Annotated in this window: 21 protein-coding genes and 2 tRNA genes; 19 read left to right on the top strand and 4 right to left on the bottom strand. The window is 69.9% G+C overall.

The genetic code is table 11. The features are described from left to right. Window positions 1-10: 10 nt before the first annotated feature. Window positions 11-1,012 carry a winged helix-turn-helix domain-containing protein gene (locus ABZS69_RS23045; protein WP_355375834.1) on the bottom strand — a complete coding sequence of 334 codons (1,002 nt, stop codon included), beginning with the start codon at window positions 1,010-1,012 and terminating at the stop codon, window positions 11-13. A 210-nt stretch (window positions 1,013-1,222) separates the two neighbouring features. Here ABZS69_RS23045 and ABZS69_RS23040 point away from each other — a divergent pair, with 210 nt between their 5' ends. The 13 genes from ABZS69_RS23040 to ABZS69_RS22980 all read left to right on the top strand — a co-directional run bounded on the left by ABZS69_RS23040 (window position 1,223) and on the right by ABZS69_RS22980 (window position 9,099). Beyond that, window positions 1,223-1,690 (top strand): peptidase inhibitor family I36 protein, encoded by a 468-nt coding sequence (locus ABZS69_RS23040; RefSeq protein ID WP_355375831.1) that lies wholly within the window; start codon window positions 1,223-1,225, stop codon window positions 1,688-1,690. Window positions 1,691-1,903: 213 nt separating this feature from the next. Then, window positions 1,904-2,329 carry a spore-associated protein A gene (locus ABZS69_RS23035; RefSeq protein ID WP_355375828.1) on the top strand — a complete coding sequence of 142 codons (426 nt, stop codon included), beginning with the start codon at window positions 1,904-1,906 and terminating at the stop codon, window positions 2,327-2,329. 732 nt (window positions 2,330-3,061) lie between these two features. Next, window positions 3,062-3,916: a PIN domain-containing protein gene (locus tag ABZS69_RS23030; RefSeq protein ID WP_355375825.1), complete on the top strand. Its 855-nt coding sequence runs from the start codon at window positions 3,062-3,064 to the stop codon at window positions 3,914-3,916. 6 nt (window positions 3,917-3,922) lie between these two features. Next, on the top strand, window positions 3,923-4,135 hold the full coding sequence (locus ABZS69_RS23025) for a hypothetical protein (protein ID WP_355375822.1): 213 nt from the start codon (window positions 3,923-3,925) through the stop codon (window positions 4,133-4,135). A gap of 28 nt (window positions 4,136-4,163) precedes the next feature. Further along, window positions 4,164-4,514, top strand: coding sequence for a DUF6221 family protein (locus ABZS69_RS23020; protein ID WP_355375820.1), 351 nt, complete (start codon window positions 4,164-4,166; stop codon window positions 4,512-4,514). After that, window positions 4,511-4,831 carry a hypothetical protein gene (locus ABZS69_RS23015; protein WP_355375817.1) on the top strand — a complete coding sequence of 107 codons (321 nt, stop codon included), beginning with the start codon at window positions 4,511-4,513 and terminating at the stop codon, window positions 4,829-4,831. Before ABZS69_RS23020 ends, ABZS69_RS23015 begins: the two co-directional genes overlap by 4 nt. A 46-nt stretch (window positions 4,832-4,877) precedes the next feature. Further along, a complete protein-coding gene (locus tag ABZS69_RS23010) occupies window positions 4,878-5,153 on the top strand; it encodes a hypothetical protein (protein ID WP_355375815.1) in 276 nt (91 codons plus the stop codon). Beyond that, window positions 5,150-5,377, top strand: coding sequence for a hypothetical protein (locus tag ABZS69_RS23005; protein WP_355375813.1), 228 nt, complete (start codon window positions 5,150-5,152; stop codon window positions 5,375-5,377). Before ABZS69_RS23010 ends, ABZS69_RS23005 begins: the two co-directional genes overlap by 4 nt. A gap of 515 nt (window positions 5,378-5,892) precedes the next feature. After that, a tRNA-Thr gene (locus tag ABZS69_RS23000) sits at window positions 5,893-5,968 on the top strand. Between the two features lie 58 nt (window positions 5,969-6,026). Further along, window positions 6,027-6,102: transfer RNA gene (locus tag ABZS69_RS22995), tRNA-Met, on the top strand. Between the two features lie 619 nt (window positions 6,103-6,721). Then, a complete protein-coding gene (locus ABZS69_RS22990; RefSeq protein ID WP_355375811.1) occupies window positions 6,722-6,880 on the top strand; it encodes a hypothetical protein in 159 nt (52 codons plus the stop codon). Window positions 6,881-7,463: 583 nt separating this feature from the next. After that, a complete protein-coding gene (locus tag ABZS69_RS22985) occupies window positions 7,464-7,925 on the top strand; it encodes a hypothetical protein (protein ID WP_355375809.1) in 462 nt (153 codons plus the stop codon). Then, window positions 7,918-9,099: an MAB_1171c family putative transporter gene (locus ABZS69_RS22980; protein WP_355375807.1), complete on the top strand. Its 1,182-nt coding sequence runs from the start codon at window positions 7,918-7,920 to the stop codon at window positions 9,097-9,099. The genes ABZS69_RS22985 and ABZS69_RS22980 overlap by 8 nt, the downstream gene beginning before the upstream one ends. Here the strand turns inward: ABZS69_RS22980 and ABZS69_RS22975 are convergent. Next, a complete protein-coding gene (locus tag ABZS69_RS22975) occupies window positions 9,050-9,493 on the bottom strand; it encodes a helix-turn-helix domain-containing protein (protein ID WP_355375805.1) in 444 nt (147 codons plus the stop codon). The two genes, ABZS69_RS22980 and ABZS69_RS22975, sit on opposite strands and share 50 nt — an antisense overlap. A 162-nt stretch (window positions 9,494-9,655) precedes the next feature. Between ABZS69_RS22975 and ABZS69_RS22970 the strand changes: the two genes are divergently transcribed. Next, a complete protein-coding gene (locus tag ABZS69_RS22970; RefSeq protein WP_355375803.1) occupies window positions 9,656-11,911 on the top strand; it encodes a BTAD domain-containing putative transcriptional regulator in 2,256 nt (751 codons plus the stop codon). Window positions 11,912-11,931: 20 nt separating this feature from the next. On the opposite strand, the gene lanL is transcribed toward ABZS69_RS22970, so the two are convergent. Both lanL and ABZS69_RS22960 read right to left on the bottom strand, forming a co-directional pair. After that, a complete protein-coding gene (lanL, locus tag ABZS69_RS22965) occupies window positions 11,932-14,622 on the bottom strand; it encodes a class IV lanthionine synthetase LanL (RefSeq protein WP_355375801.1) in 2,691 nt (896 codons plus the stop codon). A gap of 114 nt (window positions 14,623-14,736) precedes the next feature. After that, window positions 14,737-14,907 carry an SflA family class IV lanthipeptide gene (locus ABZS69_RS22960; protein WP_355375798.1) on the bottom strand — a complete coding sequence of 57 codons (171 nt, stop codon included), beginning with the start codon at window positions 14,905-14,907 and terminating at the stop codon, window positions 14,737-14,739. A 290-nt stretch (window positions 14,908-15,197) separates the two neighbouring features. Between ABZS69_RS22960 and ABZS69_RS22955 the strand changes: the two genes are divergently transcribed. The 5 genes from ABZS69_RS22955 to ABZS69_RS22935 all read left to right on the top strand — a co-directional run bounded on the left by ABZS69_RS22955 (window position 15,198) and on the right by ABZS69_RS22935 (window position 21,221). Then, the gene (locus tag ABZS69_RS22955) at window positions 15,198-17,099 is read left to right on the top strand and encodes an ABC transporter ATP-binding protein (RefSeq protein WP_355375795.1); all 1,902 of its coding nucleotides are present in this window, start codon (window positions 15,198-15,200) and stop codon (window positions 17,097-17,099) included. Further along, entirely contained in the window at window positions 17,096-17,920 is an 825-nt protein-coding gene (locus ABZS69_RS22950; RefSeq protein WP_355375792.1) for a MauE/DoxX family redox-associated membrane protein, read from the top strand. The genes ABZS69_RS22955 and ABZS69_RS22950 overlap by 4 nt, the downstream gene beginning before the upstream one ends. A 217-nt stretch (window positions 17,921-18,137) precedes the next feature. After that, window positions 18,138-19,436 carry an extracellular solute-binding protein gene (locus ABZS69_RS22945; RefSeq protein ID WP_355375790.1) on the top strand — a complete coding sequence of 433 codons (1,299 nt, stop codon included), beginning with the start codon at window positions 18,138-18,140 and terminating at the stop codon, window positions 19,434-19,436. Between the two features lie 7 nt (window positions 19,437-19,443). Next, entirely contained in the window at window positions 19,444-20,343 is a 900-nt protein-coding gene (locus ABZS69_RS22940; protein WP_355375787.1) for a sugar ABC transporter permease, read from the top strand. Between the two features lie 14 nt (window positions 20,344-20,357). Next, on the top strand, window positions 20,358-21,221 hold the full coding sequence (locus ABZS69_RS22935; protein WP_355375784.1) for a carbohydrate ABC transporter permease: 864 nt from the start codon (window positions 20,358-20,360) through the stop codon (window positions 21,219-21,221). Window positions 21,222-21,230 lie beyond the last annotated feature (9 nt).

The raw sequence follows: 21,230 nt of genomic DNA, 5'->3' as shown, positions 1-21,230 counted from the left end.
ACAGTGATCTTTACGGTTGTCTCGACGACCCCATCGGTACGTGGCCGGCCACAAGGGCCCTACCCAGCGGGGTCAGCGTGTGCAGCATCGTGGTGGCGTCGCGCCGACTGATGATCAGTCCCGCCTCGCGCAGGATTCCGGTGTGATGACTGATCGTGGCCGGGGACACGCCGACGCGCTGGGCCAGGTCGCTCGTCGTACCGCCGATGACGATGGCCCGCAGCACCGCGGCGCGGGTCTCGCCGAGCAACTGATCGAGAGCGCTCCCAGACTGGGCCCGGCCTGCGTATGGGACGTGGTCCGCCGGGTAGATGACGGCCTGCGGCAGTTCGGGGTTGAAGATGGTCGCCGGATGCCGGTGAGTGAAGTAGGAGGGGATCAGCAGCAGCCCGCGTCCGTTCAGGTGGATGTCGCGGCCCGAGGGATGCTCAGGAATCTCCAGCACGGGGAATCGCCAGCGCATCATCGGGCGGAAGCTTTCCAGCAGACGGTTCACGCCGCCCTCGCGCAGGGTTTGGCGGCGCCGGGCGACGTCACTGTCGACAATGGCGCGGATGGTCGGCCAGTACGGCCCTACCGAGAGTCGATGGTAGGCGCGCACGGTGTCGCCGAGTTCGGTCAGCGCACCCGTTCGGGCCGCGCGCAGGTCGTCCAGCCAGGCGCCATGGCCGGGCCCACCGCCGAGCAGGGCGATCTCCTCGCGTAATCGGCGCCGGGAGGTGTTCTGGATCGCTTCCAGGGCTTCCTCCAGACCGAGCGCGCTCTCAGGAGGCGTGAGCAGGTCAGGATAGTAAGCAGCATCAGGCGCGACCGGGAAGAGCCAGCCGCGCACCGGCCGCGCCAGGCCCGCGCGATGCAGGTCGTGGCGCACCTGCCGTCGCCACAGTCCGAACGCCTGCCTTGCGTTGCTGCCCTGCAGGGCCTGCAGACTACCGACCACCTCCCACATCACGTCCGGCCCGTCCGCGATATGCGTGCGCGCTAGATCAGCGCGCGTGAAATGAATGCGCATCCGCCCTCCAAGATTGTCTGGCCTCCCCGTTGAGGACCGACGCTTCCCCATCAGGAATATCGCCGGATCAGCCCGTTCGTTCCTCAAGGCGCGACCCCGCGCAGCTCGGCCGGCACGTCGAACGATCACCCGGTTGTCGGCCCAGTAAAGGAGCGCCGACGCGGCAGACGCGCGTGACGGCACAGGCTGAACGCCTGCGATCAGGGGGTTTTGACTGCGGTCGAAGGTCGTGGACGCGCCTGTGCTGCTCCGCTGATGCTGGTGCCAGATCAGCACCCCGTCGAACAGCGCAGCATCAGACAGGAAGGGCACCCGAATATGCGCCGCTACTCGTCAATCGTCTTAGGTCTGCTCATGGCCGCCACCTCATGCGTCGCCAGTACGCCCGCGCAGGCGGCGGCATCTTGGGAGTGCGACGCGACTTACTCGTGCTTCTACACGGAACGCAACGGAACTGGCTCCAGGTGGGTAGCTCCAACCGGCGGCTGCCACCATCCCCTGCCGTCCTGGCTTCAAGACAACATCAGCTCCGTCCGCAACCGCGGCCACAGCACCGCCTACGTCCACCTCTACAACTGGGTCGGCTACTGGGAACACCTCATCACCATCGCGCCCGGCGAACGGGTGAACTTGAACGCGAGCGATAACAAGACCGACCGCATCTGCATCGATTCGTAGCCTCAACCGGGATGCCGGACGTTCTCCTTCGAGAGCAGGCCGGCGAGAGGAGACCGTGGAGTCGTTCCAGGCGAAGGCCGCCGAGCACATATCGGCACGAAACAGACCATAGAGGTAACAATGTGCGAACCGTCACATTGAGCCCGACTCGTGGGCGGCGGTCGTGAGCCACTGATATCGATGATCGCATCAATGGCGATCGAAAGGATATTCGTGCGCACACGTAAGCTGGCGACCCTCCTGGCCGGCGCGGCCCTGGCTGCCTCCACCACGCTGGTGGCGGGCGCCGCTCCGGCCAGCGCGGCTGGACCCTGCGGCAGCGGCTACTCCAGGGTCGGCGTCTACAGCATCGGCATCGAAAAGTACGGCTACCGTACGGGCATTCTGGAGGTGTACTACAGCTCCAGCGCCGGAAAGAACTGCGCCCTGACCTACGGTGACGGCCCCTACGCCAACACCGTGAGCTGGAAGGGCGTCACGATATCGAGAGGCGATGGCAGCGGGGAAGTCACCGACGCCAAAGAATACAAGTACTACGCCGGCCCGGTGTACGTCTCGGCGCGTGGCGGGTGTATTGACGTGGAAGGAATCTCCCCCGCGTGGACGAGCGTCAAGCTCAACAACGTGCACTGCGGCTGAACCTCTTCTGACCAGACCGGGGTGCCCTCCAGAGGGAGCGTGGAGGGCATCTCCGCGAAGGTCGCTGAGCACATCCATGCCTGACTCCCGGGCATGAAGACAGGCCCGCCGCGCAGCATCGCGCGACGGGCCTGTCTGCCTCAGAGGGTTCGGGTCTACTCAACGACCTCGACGGCGTCCTCGACGGCGGCGGCGCCGGCCCGGCGCTCATGACTATCCACGTCGGCACCCGGGAGTGGGCGCTGACCCTCAAGTACCAGGCGGCCGGCGCCTGGCGGAAGAGCGCGGCGGCAGCGGTCAGAACACGGTTGACGCGTTCGATTTCATCGTCGGCCTCGCGCACGGAATAGCCGACGACCTCGCCCGCGACGTGTGCCGGGACCTGTATCGGTGAATCGAGCAGGTCCGGCAGATCAGCGACATCGGCGAGAGCGAGAAGTGGCTCCCCCATCCACGTCCCCAACAGGCAGCTTCCGCTGGCGTGCCTGTACTGCAAGACGTACTCGATCAGACTGGCCCAGGAGTCTGGCCGCGTCGCCTGCTCCAACCCAACATACGAAGACGAAAACGGCGAGTGGCCCCACGGCCGCATTGACAGGAACCGCCTGGACGGCTCTGCATGTTGCAGTGGAGCGATGGCCGCACCACCTACTACTACAGCCAGGAGACATCGTGACGCGGGGTGGTGACATCCCAGCACGGCCCGCTCCGCGTTCTGGGACGATGCTCGCCATGAGGCTTAAGGCGGGAGGGACGCTCGAAGGGGCCGAGAAAGACCTTCAGTACGCCATAAACGAGATCACGAACTCGCGATTGAATACCCACGAGCCCGCATGGAAAAGCTACCTGCGGGCAGTGGACAACGCTCTGCCGCTGCTGGCCCAGTCGTTCGCTGAGCCCGATCTCGCGGGTGGGCTTCTCACTCCGACGTACTGGCGGCTCTTCGAGGGTAATGGCGGGCTATCAGAGCTGTTGCGTGCGGTGAGCCGAGAGATCGACACACAGCTCAAGGCCTTCGAGATCGCCAAGCGGGAGTTGGACAACCTGAAGGCATTGGCAGCCCGGCTCGGTGTTCCAGTAGTCCTGGACACCAACATTCTTGTGTGGTGGGCTCAGCCGGGCGACGTGGACTGGATTGACGTCCTGGCCGGCCAGGAGATCGAAGCGACTGCCGTGCGGCTCATCGTTCCCATCGTCGTCATTGACGAACTGGATCGACAGAAGTACGGCGAAGGGATCCTCGCCAAGCGCGCGGCCAAGGCGATTCGCTACCTGGACCGCCGGCTCACCGGCTCCACTCCCGGGGCGGCCGTGCCGCTCGCGAAGAACGTCACCTTCGAGGTTGCCATCGACTCCGTCCCCAACCAAGCGGCGATGGACGCCGACTGGCGAATCCTCATGTGTGCCGCCGACCTCGACCAACTCCGACCGGAGGCGGGCACAAGAGTGCTGACCAACGACACCAACATGCGGCTGCGTGCACTCCACCTCGGTCTGAAGACGCTGACGCTGCCCGAGAAGTACCGCAAGCCACACGCGGTCCTGAGTGCACGCCCCGAAGAAGAGGAGCAGCCGGATGGGATTTGAGGCGCAGTGAGTCACGACGACAGGCGGCAGCGCCTGGCCGCCGTCGAGCGCGTCGACTGGAGCAAGGCCGAATGCTCCTACGGCGTGGAGTGGATCAGCGACTGGCTCCACGCCGGCCCCGTCATGATCACGACCACAGCCAACCCCGGCCCGGAGGATCAGGCCGACGCCGTAGAAGCTGAGGCTGTCGCGGCGTTCCTCCAGCACGCCCGTGGCTGACCTGCGCCGCCTGCTCACGAGCGCTGCGATGGATGAGCTGTTCGCGTTCGTGCACGCCCGGCTCGACGAAGACGAAGCCGTGGCGCTCACATCCTGTAGCGATCCAGCGTGCGGAGTGTGGGCGATCACCGAAGACGGCGTGGACTTTGACCAGTACGAGGTGGGGGGATTCCATCCAGCGACCGCCGCCCACATCGCGCGCCACGACCCGGCCCGCACGCTCCGCGACGTCCAGGCTCGGCGGGCGACGCTCGTGCGCTGTCAGAGGGAGATGCTGGCCGGCATCCCGCGCCTGGCCCACTTCGCCAAGATGACCGTCTGGGAGATGGCCCAGCGCTGGAAGGACCGCGAGACGTTCAAGGAAGGGTGGAAGCCGTGAACGACGTTGCAGGCATCCTCACGCTTCTCGCCGTAGAACCCGCCATCCTGCCGCCGGCGCCCGCTCACGCCGATGGCGACCACATGGAACACGGGCAGCGCGACGAGATCCATCCTTGCCTGCGTACCTGGTGTGCTTCGAGTGTGGGCACGCCTTCCCAGCGCCCGAGGTGCTGCTTCGCAACCACAGTCGAGCGGCTTGACTCCAAGCTGCTTGCCGTGCCTGGTACGTCGTCGATCGCGCAGCTGGAGGAGAACCTGAGGGCGTTGACCGTGGTGGAGCTGGCGGCCGAGCGGCTGAGTGAGCTGGGCGGCTGAGACGTCCCGTTGACCGCCGGCCGACCGGTGTGGCAGCTTGCGGATCATGAGATTCCAGGTTGCCCGTGCCGCTGCCGTCGGAGTGCTGCTCGCCCTGACGGCATGTACGCCGGCAGGCGGTGGCCGGACCGGGCTCATGCTCGGCAGGGACGGCCATTTGACGGTGGCGGTGGCCTGGTGCGACCAGGCGCCGGATTCGGTGGTCGTCTACCACCGCTCTGGTGGCGAGTTGCTCGATCAGGCCAGGATCAGTGGTCCGGCCCTGCAGGGTGAGAAGATCGGGTTCGTCGACTGGAGGAGCTGCCCAAGGGCTGGGCCGTGACGGAGGGCGATCTCAACCTGCGCGAGGACCGGTTCTACAAGATCGGCGCGTACAAGGCCGGAGTGCAGCTCACCTACGGTCGGGTCACGCTCAGAGCCGGCCATAAGAAGGCCCTGCACCGGGACGGGATCGTGATCCAGTACTACGACGACGGCTCCGAGTACGGGTATGACGTCAAACTCACTCAGGACGGCCTCAGGAATGCGGCCGAGGAGATGTGCTGAGGGCCGGTCGGCGTACCGCCACGTCCCACGTCTCATCCGGGGCGGTCAGGACGCCCGCTCAATGATCTGTGCCCGCCCGCCGTCCATGCCGGGACCTCACCGTCGCGCACACGAGTACGGAACAAAACGCACGGTAGCGCACAGGACTATGGGCGCACCGGATGTTCGCCGTCCTCTGTGCAGATCCCCGAAAGCCCAGGACATCCGTGCACACGACTTCGGAAAGTGAAGCCGGGCCTGGCGCCAAGCTCTTTCGCCGGAGCGCCCGGAGTCTGCGACCTGTGCGGCCATCCGGGTACCACCGACGCCGACCAAGTACCACCTATCGTCGAGCGCGAACGCCTCGGGCTCCACCCACTGACCTGTGCTACCTCTGGTGGGGGCTCGTGATCGTCGGCGTGCTGTCCGGCTCGGGTGCCGAGGTCGGAATCAACCTGCCCGGGTAACCTTGCCTCGCGGCTCATTTCTTCCATGGGACGCCGTGGCGCCCCGCGTGAGCGGGATGGCGGTGGGCGGCTCTCGTCGTCTAGTGGCCAAGGACGTGGCCCGCAGTACGGGGCTGAAACGCCGGTTCGACTCCGGTCGAGAGCGCAGCTCCACAATAAAGGGTGGAAGCCACCTCTTCTCTGATGGGATAGTCGAGACGCACGCCTGCATAGCTCAGTCGGTAAGAGCGCCGCACTCATAATGCGGAGGTTTCCCAGGTTCGAATCCTGGTGCAGGTACGTCGCGAGGCGGGCTTCGGCACGGCCATCAGGAAAGCGCGCTGACGGGCGTGACGAGTAGAGGTGGCGAACCTGAGCGGGTCGGCTGTACGGGACGCGTACCGTGCGGTGTTGGGCAGCGGAGGGGACCTTGAGGGCGGCCTCGACGATCTCCTCGGGAGTGGCGTCCTTCAGCTCTTCCGGGGCCAGTAGGTAAGGTCACCGATGTCGGGATACAGCGCATTGGCTTCGAGTAGCGCCAGGTAGTAATCGGTCTCCGGATCGGCATCCATGATCCGACGGACGATTGGGGCCAGCTCCGCCCGAGGAACTTCGGGAGAGCCACAGCGAGGAACTGTCGGCCGGCGAGCAGAAGCTTCGGGAGGAGTTCACCGGCCGGTGACAGAAGGAGCCGGGTCGCATCCGCAACGGATGCCCGGGTCCGGGATGCGGAGATCGCCACCGAGGCCCGCATCCGCCTGGAACTCGCCTCCAACGGCGGAGGTTCGGGCAGACGACCCGCGAAGGCGATCGACGTCGCCAAGACGAGCGGCGACCAACCGCTACAGAAGCGCGACCGAGCCGCGGCCATCCTCCGCAGCCAGCCCGACATCCTCGGTGGGAGCTGTCCAAACTCGCCGTGGGCGGCGAACGGGAGACCGCGCTGTTCGTCAAGGTCCAGGTCGCCTGGCTGCTGCCCTACCTGGTGGCGGCCGGGGACGTGGCGCCGGGCGGCGTCTCGCTGCCGGTCGTGGACTGGGATTTCGCGGCGGCTCGGTTCTTCGGGGAGAACCCGTGAACGCGACTCTCCGCAACCGGGTTTCCCGGTGTTGGGCTCAGGGAGCCTCCTCAGGTCGGCCCGCGAGGGGCTTCTCCGGAGGGCCCAAGGTGGGCGCAGCCACATGTATGCGCGCGCGGCACCGTACCGTATGTCACCACCAGCTGGGAGAACTTCATGTCGCGAGCCCGGCGCCCGCGCCGCGCTGACCCCCGCGAGAACCGGGCCATGGCGAGCCAACAGAAGCTTCTCGACGCAGAGGCCCGCGGCGACTGGCGTTCGAGCACGTACGGGAGCAGCGGCGGCTCGTACGGGCGCTGTTGGGGCGGCGCGGCGGCGGGCCCTGGGGCTGACGGCCTGAGCGGCGGGCGCCGACCGCGTCGGTGCGCGGCCGTCCTGCCCGGTGTGCGAGCCGCCCTGGGGCAGCCCTTCGCGTGACGGCGCCGACCGCGCCGGTGCGCGCCCGCGTGCTGTTCGGCGGAGAATCTTTGACAAGTCCGGACAGTATCGTGCGGTTGAACCAGTCAAGAGGGAGACCATGGATCTGGCCCGCGTGCGAGACCGTTGTGAGCAGCAGATTCGGAGACTGCGAATCTCATCGCCGTTGAACGTCACCGCACTGTGCGAGGACCTGGCCAGGGAACGCGACCGGCCGATCCGCCTTCTCCCGCTGTCCTCGCGGCCGTCGAACCCGTCCGGCCTGTGGGTGTCGGCGAAGACCGCCGACTACATCTTCTACGAGGAATCCGCCGGCTCGGTGCATCGCGAGCACATCATCCTGCACGAGATCGGCCATCTGGTGTTCGGTCATTCGGGCGTCGCGGACCTGGACGACCTCACCGCGCGCCTGCTGGCGCCGAACCTGGATCCGAAGGTCGTGCGCCGGCTGCTGTGCCGGGGCAAGTACGACGACGTGGACGAGCAGGAGGCCGAGCTGTTCGCCACGCTCGTTCTGCTGCGGGCCGATTTCCAGGTCGTTCCCGTGCGGGGCCCGGACATCATCGACGATCCTTCCGGGGTGCTGGCGAAACTGAAGGCCGTGCTCGGGGGTGACGGCCATGCTTAGGGCCTTCCACCTGGCCGTGATCGCGCTGGCGTGGCTCGGCGTCGGCTACAAGCTCCTCGACCTGCGGCGCAGGCCGAACGACCTCGGGCGCCTCGCGGTCTGCTCGGCACTGCTGTTCTTCGCGCTGGCGTTGACGGTCGGGCTGCCGCCGCTGTATCAGCTCATCCCCTGGTTCGCCGACTCCCCGAGCCTGGTCCGGCTGGTCCAGCACAGCCTGGTCGTGCTGGCCGTCTTCTCGACGCAGTTGCTCGTCGTCCACCTGGCCTCGCCGCCCGGCCGGACGGCGGCCAACGTCCGGGTACGCGCGGCGATGATGGTCGTCTTCCTGATCGCGATGATCGTCCTGTTCGTGGCGGCTTCGCCGGGTGACGCCGCGGAGGATTTCGTCGCCGCGTACGCCACGTGGCCGTTCGTCACCGAATACCTGCTGACCTTCCTGGGCTTCGTCGCCGTGGTGATGGCGGACATCTTCCGGCTTTCGCTCCGCTTCACCCGCCGCGCCACGGCGGGGTACCTCCGGGCCGGCCTGTGGCTGTGGGCCGGGTCGAGCGCGGCGGGTTTCGCGTTCGCGGCGCACAAGGCCGCCTACGCGCTCATGACGCGCTTCGGGAGCCGGCCGCCCTGGCTGGAGGGGCCGGTCTCCACCACTCTCGCCGGCCTGGTGCTGGCCCTGTTCGTCGCCGGGCTCACCGCGTACGGCTGGGGCCCGCGGATCGGCGCCGCGCTCCGGTGGTGGAGCCGCTATCGGACCTACCGCGCGCTTCTCCCGCTCTGGAAGGCGTTGTACGAGGTCATGCCGGACATCGTGCTGATGTCGCCGGCCACCCGCCGTGCCCCCGTCGATCTGCGCCTTTACCGGTGCGTCATCGAGATCCTCGACGGACGGCTGGCGCTGCGGGCCTACTGGAACACCGAGGTCGCGCGAGCCGCGCGGGAACGAGCCGCGGCGGCGGGGCTGACCGGGCCGCGGCTGGATGCCGCGGCCGAGGCCGCCGCACTCGCAGCGGCGCTCGAAGCGCGGAAGCGCGGCCACGTGACCGGGGAGCAGCCGCCTGTGCTGCCCGATCTCGGCATGACGGAGGAGATCCGCAGGCTCGTCCTGACGGCCCGCGCCTATCGCCGGGTCACGGCTCGTCGCGCGGGGGAAGCCCTTCCAGCGTCCGTACGCGCTTGATCACCTCGGTGATCGTGTCCAGGCTCTCCACCGACAGTCCGGACGCGCGCAACGCGACATCCCGGACACCGGCGTCCCTCAGCGCGACCACCAGAGCGAGCTCGCCCTCCACCTCGTCACGGATCCGCTCGTCGAAGAAGTAGGCGGGGGGCACGCCGAAGAAGGTAGCCAGCGCGGTGAGGTGTTTGAGGGTCGGATTGTCCCGCTGGCCGGTGCGCAGATACCAGATGTAGGAGGCGGAGATGCTCACGTCCTGGTCCCGCGCGATGGCCGCGGCGACCTCCTCGTTGCTGTATTCCCGGCGGCCGGGCTCCCGGACTGTGTGGAACAGGTAGTCCAGCTTCTCGGCCAGGTTCCGTTGCGACTCGGGCTCTTCCGGGCTGGAGCTCTCCATAGTCCACCTACTCGCTTGACTGCTGTGGACGTGACCACGGCGATCTTCACCACCGTTGACAGTGGCGCAGCTGTTGAGTTTAACTGACACAGTCTTGACTGGCGTGGATTGAACAGGGATGCCATCCACACCAGTCCAACGGGGCGGGGGGTAAGGAAGCCGATGCTTCCAGCGCGGTCGGTTGGGGTCATCCGGTTCCGGGTTCTGGGGCCGCTGGAGGTGGTGAAGGATGGTGGGGCGCCGATCCGGCTGCCTTCCGGAATGCAGCGGATCGCGCTGGCGACCCTGCTGCTGTATCCGAATCAGCCCGTGGGCGTCGACGGCCTGATCGAGCGGATGTGGGGGGACGACACCCCGGATGATCCTCGTGGGGCGTTGCACACTCATCTGACCAGGCTCCGGCGTACCCTCTCCACAGGTCTGGACGGGACGAGCCCGATCGAGAGCAGCGGCGGTGGTTACCTCGTCCGCGCCGACGAGGATTCGCTGGACTTGATCGAATTTCGCGATCTGGCCGCCCGGGGGCGGAGCGACAGCGCCGCCGAGAAGAGCCTGCTCTCCCAGGCGCTGGCGCTGTGGCGGGGGCCTGTGCTGGCGAATGTCGCCTCGGACGCCCTCCATCGTGACGAGGTCGCCGAGCTGGAGGAGGAACACCGCCACGCGCAGGAACGCTGGTTCGAGCTCGCCCTGAGGGCGGGGGAGGGGGCGGCGATCATCAGCCGCCTCAAGGCGGCGGTCACGGCCTCCCCGATGAGCGAGCGGCTCACCGGTCAGCTCATGATCGCGCTCTACCAGGCCGGTCGCCAGGCCGAGGCCCTGGAGGCGTACGAGGCGCTGCGGGTGATGCTGCGCGACGAGCTCGGGCTGGAGCCCGGGGAGGGGATACGGCAGGCACACGCGCAGGTGCTGCGCCAGGACGTGCCCTCTCTCGCCGGGGATCAGCAGCGGGTGGCCGTCGCTCATGTGCCCGTACCGGCGGAGCTGCCGGCGAAGGTGGCGACGTTCACCGGGCGGCGTCCCCAGGCGCGGGCGCTGCTCGACTCGCTCCGCGACGGGCACACGACGGTCGCCGCCGTCTCCGGACCGGGCGGCATCGGCAAGTCGGCGCTGGCCCTGCACGTCGCCCACCGGCTCGCGGACGTCCTTCCCGACGGGCAGCTGTACCTGGACCTCAACGGTTCCACCCCCGACCTGCCGCCGCTGGAGCCGGCGGAGGCTCTCCGGCGGCTGCTCCGCTCGCTCGGCGTCGCACCGGACGCCGTGTCCGCGGAGCCGGGGGAGGCCGCCCGGCTGCTGCGCTCCCTGACCGCCGGCCGGCGCATGCTCTTCCTGCTGGACAACGTGCGCGACGTCGCCCAGGTGCGTGATCTGCTGCCCGGTGGCGCCGGTTGCCGCGTGCTGCTCACCAGCAGGCGGCTGCTGGCCGACCTCGACGGCGCCGAGCACGTACAGCTGGACGTCTTCTCCCCTGAGGAGTCGTACGAGCTGCTCGGGCGGCTGGTCGGCGCGGGGCGCCTGGCCGCGGAGCCGCACGCCGCCGCCCAGGTGGTGCAGCACTGCGGCGGCCTGCCGCTCGCGGTGCACATCGCCGCCACCAGGCTCGTCTCACGCCCGGCCTGGCCGATCTCGGTCCTGGCCGACCGGCTCGGCGCCCAGCACCGGCGCATGAACGAGCTCCGCGCCGGCGATCGTGCCATCCGGGCCACGTTCACCACCAGCTACCAGCAGTTGCAGACCGAGCACCACGGCGCGGCGGCCACGCGGGTGTTCGACCTGCTCGGCCTGTTCGACGGCGCCGATCTCGGCACCGACACCGTCGCCGCCCTGGCCGGGCTGCCCGCCGAACGCGCCTGGCAGCTGCTCGAACTCCTCGCCGACGTCCGGCTCCTCCAGACCCATGAGCCCGGCAGGTACCGGATGCACCACCTGGCGCGGCTGTTCGCCCACGAACGCGCGGCAACCCACGGCTTCGAGGCCCCGCACGCCGTGCGGCGGGTCCTGCACTACTTTCTGGCCACCGCCCGCCGGGCCGTCCGCCTGCTCAACCCGCACGCCGAGTGGCGTGCCGCCATCGGCCCCACGGCGCCTGTCCACGCCGGCTCGCAGCTGGCCGGCCCCGAGGCCGCCCGGGAATGGGCCGAGGCCGAGGCGCCCAATCTGGTGGCGGTGGTCCGGCAGGCGGCCGAGACCCGCGACGACGACCTCACCATCGGTCTCGCCACGTCCTTTTCGTACCTGATGCTGGACCGCGGCCGATGGGACCAGGAGCGCCAGATCCGCCGGGTGGCCGCGCACGTGGTCCAGCGCTGGGACGACCCGCCGCATCAGGCGCTCGCGCGGGCCGACCTCGGCGCCCCCCGGGGCCACCTTGTCGTCGCGCTGCGCGCCTTCACGGCGGACAAGGCGTCACTGGGCTGATCGCCGCACCCACGGCCGCCTTACGGTCGCCCGCTCGCCGCGTGCGCTGAGCGGTCCGATTCGGGCAGTCGCCAGCCGGCCGTCCACAGGCGGGTGCCCGAGCGGCGGTCGAGGCGGCGCAGGAACGACAGGACGCCCGCGGTGCCGGTGCTCCAGGTGTAGGCCGCCTTGTCGAGGTCGTTGCCGGGGAAGACCGGCTGCGCGGGCTCGCCGCCGGCCCGTACCAGCATCCGCTCGGCGATGTCCTCGGCGTGGCGCCAGTAGCCGTCGTCGCCCGTGATCATCGCCAGGTCGATCAGCGCCTCGCCGATGCCCGCCAGGCCGCAGCACTGGGAGACCACCCAGGCCTGCGGAGCGACGACCAGGCACGCCCGCGCGCCCCGCTCGGCCAGCTCCAGGTAGCGGTCCTCGCCGTACGCGCGGGCCGCGCGGGCCAGCGTGCCCGCGATGCCCGACATGCCCTGGCACCAGGAGGCCCCCATGGCCCGGGCATCCGGGCCGTGCAGCTCGCCGATCAGCGCCTCGACCTGTACGGCCAGCGCGGCCAGCCGCTCCCGGGCCGCCTCGCCCGCCGCTCGGTCGCCGGTGGCCTCGTGGTAGGAGAGCAGGAAGTCCGCGCAGCCCGCGTCGCCGTGGGCGTACGCCGTGTCGACGGACACGCCGGAGCCGGGCTGGGCGGGCGCCACGGCGTCCTGCGAGCGCGTGACCTCATCGGCGATCAGCAGCCGGGCGCACTCGGCGGCGATCCGCAGATGCCGGGCATCGCCGGGGTCGAGGGCGGCCAGGGCCAGGTGGCCCGAGCCGATGCCCGCCACGCCGTGTGCCTGGTCGGCCCGCTGCGGTCCGTCGAGGGCGACGGGTGCGGGCGCCGCCAGTTCCGGCGCGGCGCTCAGGCGGGCCGCGGTCAGGAACAGCGCGGTGCCGGTGCGGCCGAAGTACAGCGAGGGCGGGAGCTTAGCGGGCGGCATCACGCGGGCCGTCCACCGGGCCAGGTCGGCGGCCACGGCCCTGCTCTCCGGGTGGTGCAGCAGTTCCATGCCGACTCCGGCGCTGCCGCCGTAGACGTTGGTCACCGGCGGGCTCTCCCGGCGGGCGTCCTCTGGCGCGGCGATCAGCTGCTCGGCGAAGGCCGCGCACTCGCGGACGGTGTGGTCGAGCGCCTTGGACAGCAGCTCCCCGGTGAGCCTCGGCGGGGAGGGCAGCGGCCACCGTCTCGCCGTTGGGAGTTCGGCGGGGTCCGGTTCGCGGCTGGATCTGAGTGCGGTGGCGGCGGCGGTGCGGTCGGCGGGGTCGAGGCTCAGCAGGCCGGGCAGCAGGCCGAGGACGCCCGTCGTGACGTCCGGGAACATCCCCGCCAGGCACATGAGCGTGCGCTCGACGTTGCGGACCGGGTCCGGGCCGATCATGATCGGGTTCATCCCGGTGGCCGCGAAGAACAGGGTGGCGCCCAGCGAGAAGTAGTCGTCGGCGGGCGCGGATTCGCGATCGGTGTGCTGGTCGGGGACGCTGTAGCCGCGGCTCCAGCCGGGCAGCTGCAGCCCGTCGTACCTGCTGTTGCCGAAGTCGATGAGCGTGCAGCGGCCGGCCTCGCCGAGCACGACGTTCTTGGGCGACAGGTCGCGGATGACGACGCCGCGCGCGTGCACCGCGTCGATCACCTCCAGCAGCCGGACGGCGAGCGCGCCGAGGTCGCGCTCGCCTCCGGCGGGCTCCGCGGTGAACAGGCCGTTCTCCGCGACGAAGCGGTTGAGGTCGCGGCTGCCCGCGTCGGTCATGACGAGGAACTCGTCCTCGCCGTGCCGGAAGTGGTCGATCGGCTCCGGCACGCCCGCCACGTCCTTGAGCGCCTGCAGGACCCGCAGTTCGTTGCGGAGATACATCCGCAGGTCCCAGCCCTCGACGTTCTCCCCGACGTACGCGCGGGCCTCCTTGACCACGACCCGCCGCCCGGCGGCGTCGGTGGCGCGGTAGACGTTGCCGCGCGGGCCCCGCACCACGCCGGACGTCACGCGATACCGGCCGCCGATGAGCCGGCCCGCGCCGTCGGCGGCCTGTCCGGTCGTCTGAGTTGGCGGCTGGGTGCCCAGCGACGGTCGTTCACCGGACTCCCGCGCGTCCGACGGGCCGGTCGCGGCGGGCTCCGTGGGGCGGAACGGGTCGGTGGCCCAGGGCGGGCAGGTGAACTCGGGGCCGGCCGCGCCCGGCAGTTGCTCGCCGTCCGGCCCGATCACGATCAGCTCGAAGTCGCCGTTCTCGTCCACGCGGTACTGCGGGGCGAACGGGGCGTACCTGTAGTAGACCGGAGCGTCGGGGCGGACGCGCCGATCGCTGACGATGCGCGGGGCCGACAGCCCGGACAGGGCGTCGGCGAGGGCGTGGCCGAGTTCGACCACCGCGTCCTGTTCGGGGTAGACCGTCATGGCCTTGCCCACGGCTCCCGGGTCGACGTCGCCGGAGTTGAGCTCCATGAGCCGGTGGGCGGAGCGGGCGACCTTGAAGGCGCAGCCGGTGCCCGCCAGGATCGGCAACGCGCGCTCAAGGGTGTCGGCGAGGGTGCCGGGACGTGCGGAAATGTGGATTTTCCAGCCCTGGAATGGAATGTCGTGGCGAGGGTCGTGAACGCTGATCCACGTGTCGTCCTCGTAGATTTCCCTACCATTCGAATCTGCAAATCGGGTAAGGCGGTCGAGCACATTACTGTCCACGGTCATCCCTCGATAACGCAGCGCATCGGCCTGATATGAGAAAAAGGCCATCAGAGCGTCGCCGACGGCCTTTCCCCAGCACTTCTCGTCACCACGCTTCACCGCGTGGGATCAGATGCTTCACACAATGGACGGGCAGCACGGGAAGCTGCTGCAGACCGTACGCTTGCAGGTGTTGACGCACGCCTGGGGGCCGTGGAGCAGCTTGTTCAGCTCGCCTTCGAAGTCGACGACGAGGTCTTCGTACTCCAGGACTCCGGCGTCGCGGGGCTCCAGGGCGAGGACCGACACAAGGGCTCCTTCCTTGGCCACCTATGGGCGGCCGACGTAGGGTCCGGGCCTCGGGGTGGCGCCGGTAGACGCCTTTCCCGTGCCCTTCTCGCGAACGGGGACCGGCTAGAAGTCCCCGCGTCGCGAGCAAACGGACGCATTATGTGCAGATATCCGGAAGCCTGTCCAGAGGTAGCCGTAACGGCCAAAAATGTCTTTACATGCGCCTTTACAGTGAGAGTTTGATCTTCTAGATTGGCGTGCGTGATGGGGGGATCTCCGGCATGCCGGCCTGACAACGGCGCCCTCGCGTGAGGCTGTGGCGACGCCGGCGCACGACGCCCGTCCCCGACGACCGGTCGGGGCTCGCGGCCCAGTACTGGGAGAGTCACGACGAGCACCTGCTGACCGCCACTCTCGGGACGATCGCCCGCAGGCTGCCGTCCCTGGTGGCCGCCGCCCTGCGGATGGCGTGGCAGGCCAGTCCCCGTGACACGGCCGTGGCCCTGGCGGGCAACCTCGTGGCCGGCGTGTTCACCGTCTTCGGCCTGGTGGCCACCTCCGACGTGCTGGCCTCGCTGCTGGCCGCCGGTCCCACGCTCGATCGGGTCTGGGCCGCGCTGCCCGCGCTGCTGCTCGTGGCCGCCGCCACCGGGTTGCGCGGAGCGCTGCTGGCCGGTGCCGGATGGGCGCAGGCCCGGCTCAAACCACTGGTCGAACGGCTGGCCGAGACCCGGCTGTTCGAGCTGACCACCCGGGTGGAGCTGGCCGCGTTCGACGACCACGACTTCCACAACGCGATGCGGCGGGCCCGCGACAGCGGCGTGCCGGACACCGCCACCGTGGTGGAGACGACGATCGCCGTGGTCACCGGCGCGGTGGGCGTGCTGGCCTCGGCCGTGGCGCTCGGCCTGCTGCACCCGATCCTCATGCCGCTGCTGCTGGTCGCCGCCGTGCCCGCGGGATGGGCCGCGGTGCGCATGGCGCGGCTGGGGTACCAGGCGTTCTACCGGCTGTCCACCGCGCGGCGGCGCAAGTTCATGCTGTCGGACCTGATGGCCGAGCGGCAGCCCGCCGCCGAGGTGCGGGCGTTCACGCTCCGGGGCTTCCTGCTCGGCCAGTACGCCAAGGTGGCCGACCTGGAGCAGGACGTCCAGCTCGACGTGGCACGGCGGCGGGCCGCGACCAAGGCGGGCGGCGACCTGCTGACCGGCGTGGCCACGGCCGGCGTGTACGTGGTGCTCGGCGTGCTGCTGGCCGCCGGCGTCATCCCGCTGTCCGTGGCCGGCGCGGCCGTGCTGGCGATCAGGACCGGGCAGGTGTCGCTCACCGCCCTGATCCAGACCATGAACCGGCTCTACGAGGCCGGCCTCTACTTCGGTGACTACCTGGCCTTCTGCGAGCTGGCCCGCGAGCGCGTCCCCCCGCCGCCCTCGGCCCCCGCCGAGCCGGCGCCGTTCCGCCTGCTGACGGCCGAGAACGTCACGTTCACCTACCCCGGCGCCGACCGGCCCGCACTGTCGGGCGTCAGCGTGACGGTCGGCCACGGCGAGGTCATCGCCCTGGTCGGCGAGAACGGCTCCGGCAAGACGACCCTGGCCAAGCTGCTGGCCGGGCTGTACCAGCCGCAGGAGGGCACGATCCGCTGGGACGGCGTGGACCTCGGCGCGTTCGACGGCGACGCGTTGCGGCGGCGGGTCTCCGTGATCGCCCAAGATCACACCCGCTGGCCGCTCACCGTCCGCGAGAACATCGTCATGGGGCGCCCCCTGGAGGAGGACCGGCTGGCCGCCGCCTCCGCCGCGGCGGGCGCCGACGAGGTGGTGGCGCGGCTGCCCGACGGCTACGACGCGCTGCTCGACCGCCGCTTCCGGGGCGGCCACGACCTGTCGGGCGGCCAGTGGCAGCGCATCGCCGTGGCCCGCGGCTTCTACCGCGACGCCGCGCTGGTCATCTTCGACGAGCCGACCTCGGCCCTGGACGCCCGTGCCGAACACGCCCTGTTCGAGCGGATCCGCGGCCACGCCGACGGCCGCGCCGTCGTGCTCATCACCCACCGGCTGGCCAGCGTCCGCTACGCCGACCGGATCTACGTGCTCGACGGCGGCGCGATCGCCGAGCAGGGCACGCACGCCGAGCTGATGGAACGCGACGGCCTCTACTCCGGCCTGTACGAGCTGCAGGCCTCGGCCTACCGGCAGCCGGTGCCATGATCGTCGCCGAGTCGGCGTACCTCGCCGTGACCGCGGCGCTGCTGGTCGCGGCGCTGGGCAAGCTGCGGGACGTGCGCGGCTTCGCCCGGTCGGTGGCCGGTTACCAGGTGCTGCCGGGCAGGCTGGCCGGGTCGGCCGCGGTGGGCGTGCTCGTGGCCGAGTCGGTCGCCGCCGGGCTGCTGCTCGCGCCGGGCGGCCGGCGGTGGGGCGGCGTGGTGGCGGGGGTCCTGTTCGTCGCGTTCATGGCGGCCATGGCCTCCGTGCTGCGGCGCCGGATGGCCGTGGACTGCGGATGTTTCGGCGGCCGTGACCTCGTCGGGGCCGGCACGTTGCTCCGTACCGGCCTGCTGCTGGTCCTCGCGGTGACGGCGGCGGTGACCGGGCCGGTCGCGTTCGCGCCCGTCCAGCTTCCGGTGGCGGCGGTCCTGCTCGGGCTGGCCTTCCTGCCCGCGCGGCTGCTCCGCGTGGAGAGGGCCTCGTACGGACCGCGTCCCGGCACGCGCTTCGCCCTCACCGGCGGGCCGGAGCCGACCGGCGACCGGACGATGTACGCGTTGGTGTCGCCGGCGTGCGGGCTGTGCAAGGAGATGCTGCCGGAGTTCGTCGCGACGGCCGGCCGCCTGGAGGTCGTGCTGGTCAGCGCGGTGGACGGGTACGGCGGGGCCGGGCTGCCCGTGGTCGTGGACCCGGACGTCTTCGACCGCAACGACATCCCGTGGCCGCCGTACGTGGTGGTGACCGACCGCGCCGGCACCGTCCTGTCGGCGGGCGGCGCGGCCGACCCGGCACAGCTGGAGCAGGTTCTGTCCATGGCCGGGTAGCACGGCCGGGTAGCGCTGCCGGGCAGGCCGGTCGACGCCTATTTTGCTACAAGTTCCGAAATTGTTCCGTGACGGGGTCGCTGCACAGCCGAAACAAGCCATACCTACCGTCCTAAACAGCAGCACAGGCCGCCATCCGGCTCCTCTGATCAAAAAAGCTACTTTCGCCGGAAATCCCCCACTGTGCTCAGCGCCTTCGCGTGACAGGAGTCCCCGAGTGTCCAATCTCTCCCGACGCGGTGCCCTACGGCTGACCGCCGGCATAGCTCTCACCTGCACCCTCTCCCTGGCAGGCTGCGGGCGCGGTGACAACGCCGCCGCGACCGGCCCCGTCAAGCCCGTCGACGCGTCCCCGGCCACCGGCACCGTCAACGTCTGGGCCGCCCAGGGCGACGCCGACGTGCTCGACAAGGTCATCGAGCCCTTCAAAGCCGCGAACCCGGACGTCACCGTGAAGTTCACGCTGATCCCGAACGCCGAGTACTACACCAAGCTCCAGTCGGCGATCGCGGCGGGCAAGGGGCCCGACGTCGCCCAGCTCTTCCCCGAGTCGCAGGCGCAGTTCCTCGATCCGTCGGTCCTCCAGCCCGTTCCGGCCGGCCTCGTCGACCAGGGCGCGTTCTTCAAGAGCCTCTGGGACGCGGGCGTGGCCAAGGGCGTCGCCTACGCGGTGCCCTGGTACGCCTACACCTACGCTCTCGTCTACCGCTCCGACCTGGCGGAGAAGGCGGGTGCCAAGGCGCCGGCCACGTGGGACGGCATGGTGCCGTTCCTGAAGGCGCTCCAGGGCGCCGGCGCCGGGCGCGGCCTCGGGGCCGACATCGGGTGGGACATCTTCAACGGCCAGGACGTCGCCATGTACGCCTGGCAGTCGGGCGGCTCGCTGCTCTCCGCCGACGGCAAGTGGACGCTCGACACCCCGGCGATGGTCGACGCGCTCAAATACAACGCGTCGTTCTTCACCTCGGGAGCCGCCGACCCCAGCGGGCCCACGTTCCTCGACTCGCAGCCGTACTTCGTCGACGGCAAGACCGCCGCCATGATCACGGGCCCGTGGGTCATCGGGCAGCTCGACACCGCCGCGAAGAAGCCCGGCTGGACGGCGTCCCACGTCGCGACCGCACCGCTGCCGGCCGGGCCGTCGGGCAGCGCCTCCTTCTCCGCGGGCGGCAGCTGGGGCGTGCTCGCCACCAGCGGCAACGCGACCGCGTCGTGGAAGCTCATCCGCTACCTCTCGCAGCCGAGCACCCAGGTCGCGCAGTACAAGGCGTACAGCTCGCTGCCGGCTGCCATGTCCGCCTGGGAGGACCCGGCCATCAAGGGCCAGCCGCTGCTCGGCGCCTTCCTGACCCAGTTGAAGAACACCAGGGCGTTCCCGCAGGTGAGCACCTGGCAGCAGGTCGCGACCCGGCTGGGGAAGGAGATGGAGGCGGTGGCCAAGGGCAAGGGCACCGCCGAGAAGGCCGCCACGAGCGTCCAGGCGTACGCCGAGAGCCTCGGCACGGGCACGCGGTGATCCCCGCATGACCACCACCGCCGCCCCGAGGGCCCGAGGCTCCCGCCGAACGGGTGTCGCCTGGCTCTTCCTCGCACCGTTCGCCGTCGTGTTCCTGCTCTACACGGCCGTCCCCACCGTCGCCGCGCTCGGGTTCAGCCTGACCGACCTGCGTGGCACGGATCTGCGCAACCCGTTCGCCGTCGACTTCACCGGCCTGGAGAACTATCTCCGCCTGTTCCAGGACGAGAGCTTCCTGCGGGACATCCTCAACACCGCGCTCTTCGTGGTGGTCGGCGTGCCGCTGACCATGGGGATCGGATTCGCGCTGGCCTTCGCGCTCAACACGGTCATCCGGCGGCTGCGCGGCATGTTCCGCGTCGTCTTCTTCGCCCCGGTCGTCACGAACATCGTGGCGGTCGCGCTGATCTGGCAGTACGCCTTCAACGCCGAGGGCACCGTCAACAAGGTGCTCGGCGCCGTCGGCTTCGCCGGGCCGAACTGGCTGGACGACCCGAACCTGGCCATGCCCGTGGTCATCCTGCTCGGCGTCTGGCGCAACTTCGGCACCGCGATGGTGCTGTTCCTCGCGGGCCTGCAGGCGGTTCCGCAGGACGTGTACGAGGCCGCCGCCCTCGACGGGGCCGGCCGGTGGCGGCAGCTGAGGCACATCACCCTGCCGCTGCTGCTGCCCACCACGCTCATGGTGTCGGTGCTGCTGACCGTCTTCTATCTCCAGGTGTTCGACGAGCCGTACCTGCTGACGAACGGCGGCCCGCTGGGCTCCACGGAATCGGTGGCGCTGTACACCTACCACCAGTTCGGGTCCGGGGCGATCGGGACCTCCTCGGCCGCGTCCTTCGTGATGCTCGTCTTCGTGATGCTGGTGAGCGTCGTCCAGTTCCGGCTGCTGAGGCCCCGCGCATGAGCACCGTCGCCACGGTGGGAGGCACCGAAATGATCAGCGCCCGGGTCGCCGTGCGCCGCCGGTCCGTCGCCCGGCCGCTGCTGTACGGCGCGCTGGTGCTGTGCGCGCTGCTCACCATGCTTCCGTTCGTCTGGGTGATCAGCGGCTCGCTGCGCAGCCTCGACGAGATCCGCTCCGACCCCGGCGCCTGGCTTCCGCACGACGTCACCCTGGGCAATTTCACCCGGCTGTTCGCCACCCAGGGCTTCGGCGGGTACCTGGCCAACAGCATCGTGGTCGCGGCCATCGTGGTGGCGGGCAACGTCGTGGCGGCGTCGGCCGCCGGCTACGCGCTGGCCAAGCTCGACTTCGCGGGTAAGCGGCTCGCGTTCGGCGCCGTCATGGCCGCCATGATGGTGCCGTTCAGCGCGGTGTTCGTCACGCAGTTCGTGATCACGGTCGACCTGGGCCTGGCCGACACCCTCGCCGGCATCGCGCTGCCCGGCGTGGCGATGCCGATGTCGGTCTTCATCATGCGGCAGTACGCGATGTCGATCCCCGGCGATCTGCTCGAAGCGGCCCGCATCGACGGCGCCGGCGAGTTCCGGATCTTCTTCCGGATCTTCCTGCCGCTGGCCGGCCCCGCTGTGGCGACGATCACGATCATGTCGTTCCTCGCCTCGTGGAACAACTTCATCTGGCCGCTCATCGTCGCCCAGAGCATGTCCAGCTACACGCTCCCGGTCGGCCTGGCCGCCACCAGCCAGGCCGCGTCGCACGTCACCGACTACGGGCTGCTCCTCGCGGGCGCGATCGTCGTGATGCTGCCCGTGCTGGTGCTCTTCCTGTTCCTGCAGCGCTACTTCGTTCAGGGCATCGCCGGAACGGGGATGCGGTGAGCCGTGTTG

Origin of the sequence: Nonomuraea sp. NPDC005650 (assembly GCF_040605375.1) — a bacterium.
Taxonomy (GTDB): domain Bacteria; phylum Actinomycetota; class Actinomycetes; order Streptosporangiales; family Streptosporangiaceae; genus Nonomuraea.
The sequence above is the reverse complement of the archived record's forward strand: the minus strand, read 5'-3'. Positions and strand labels throughout refer to the sequence as shown.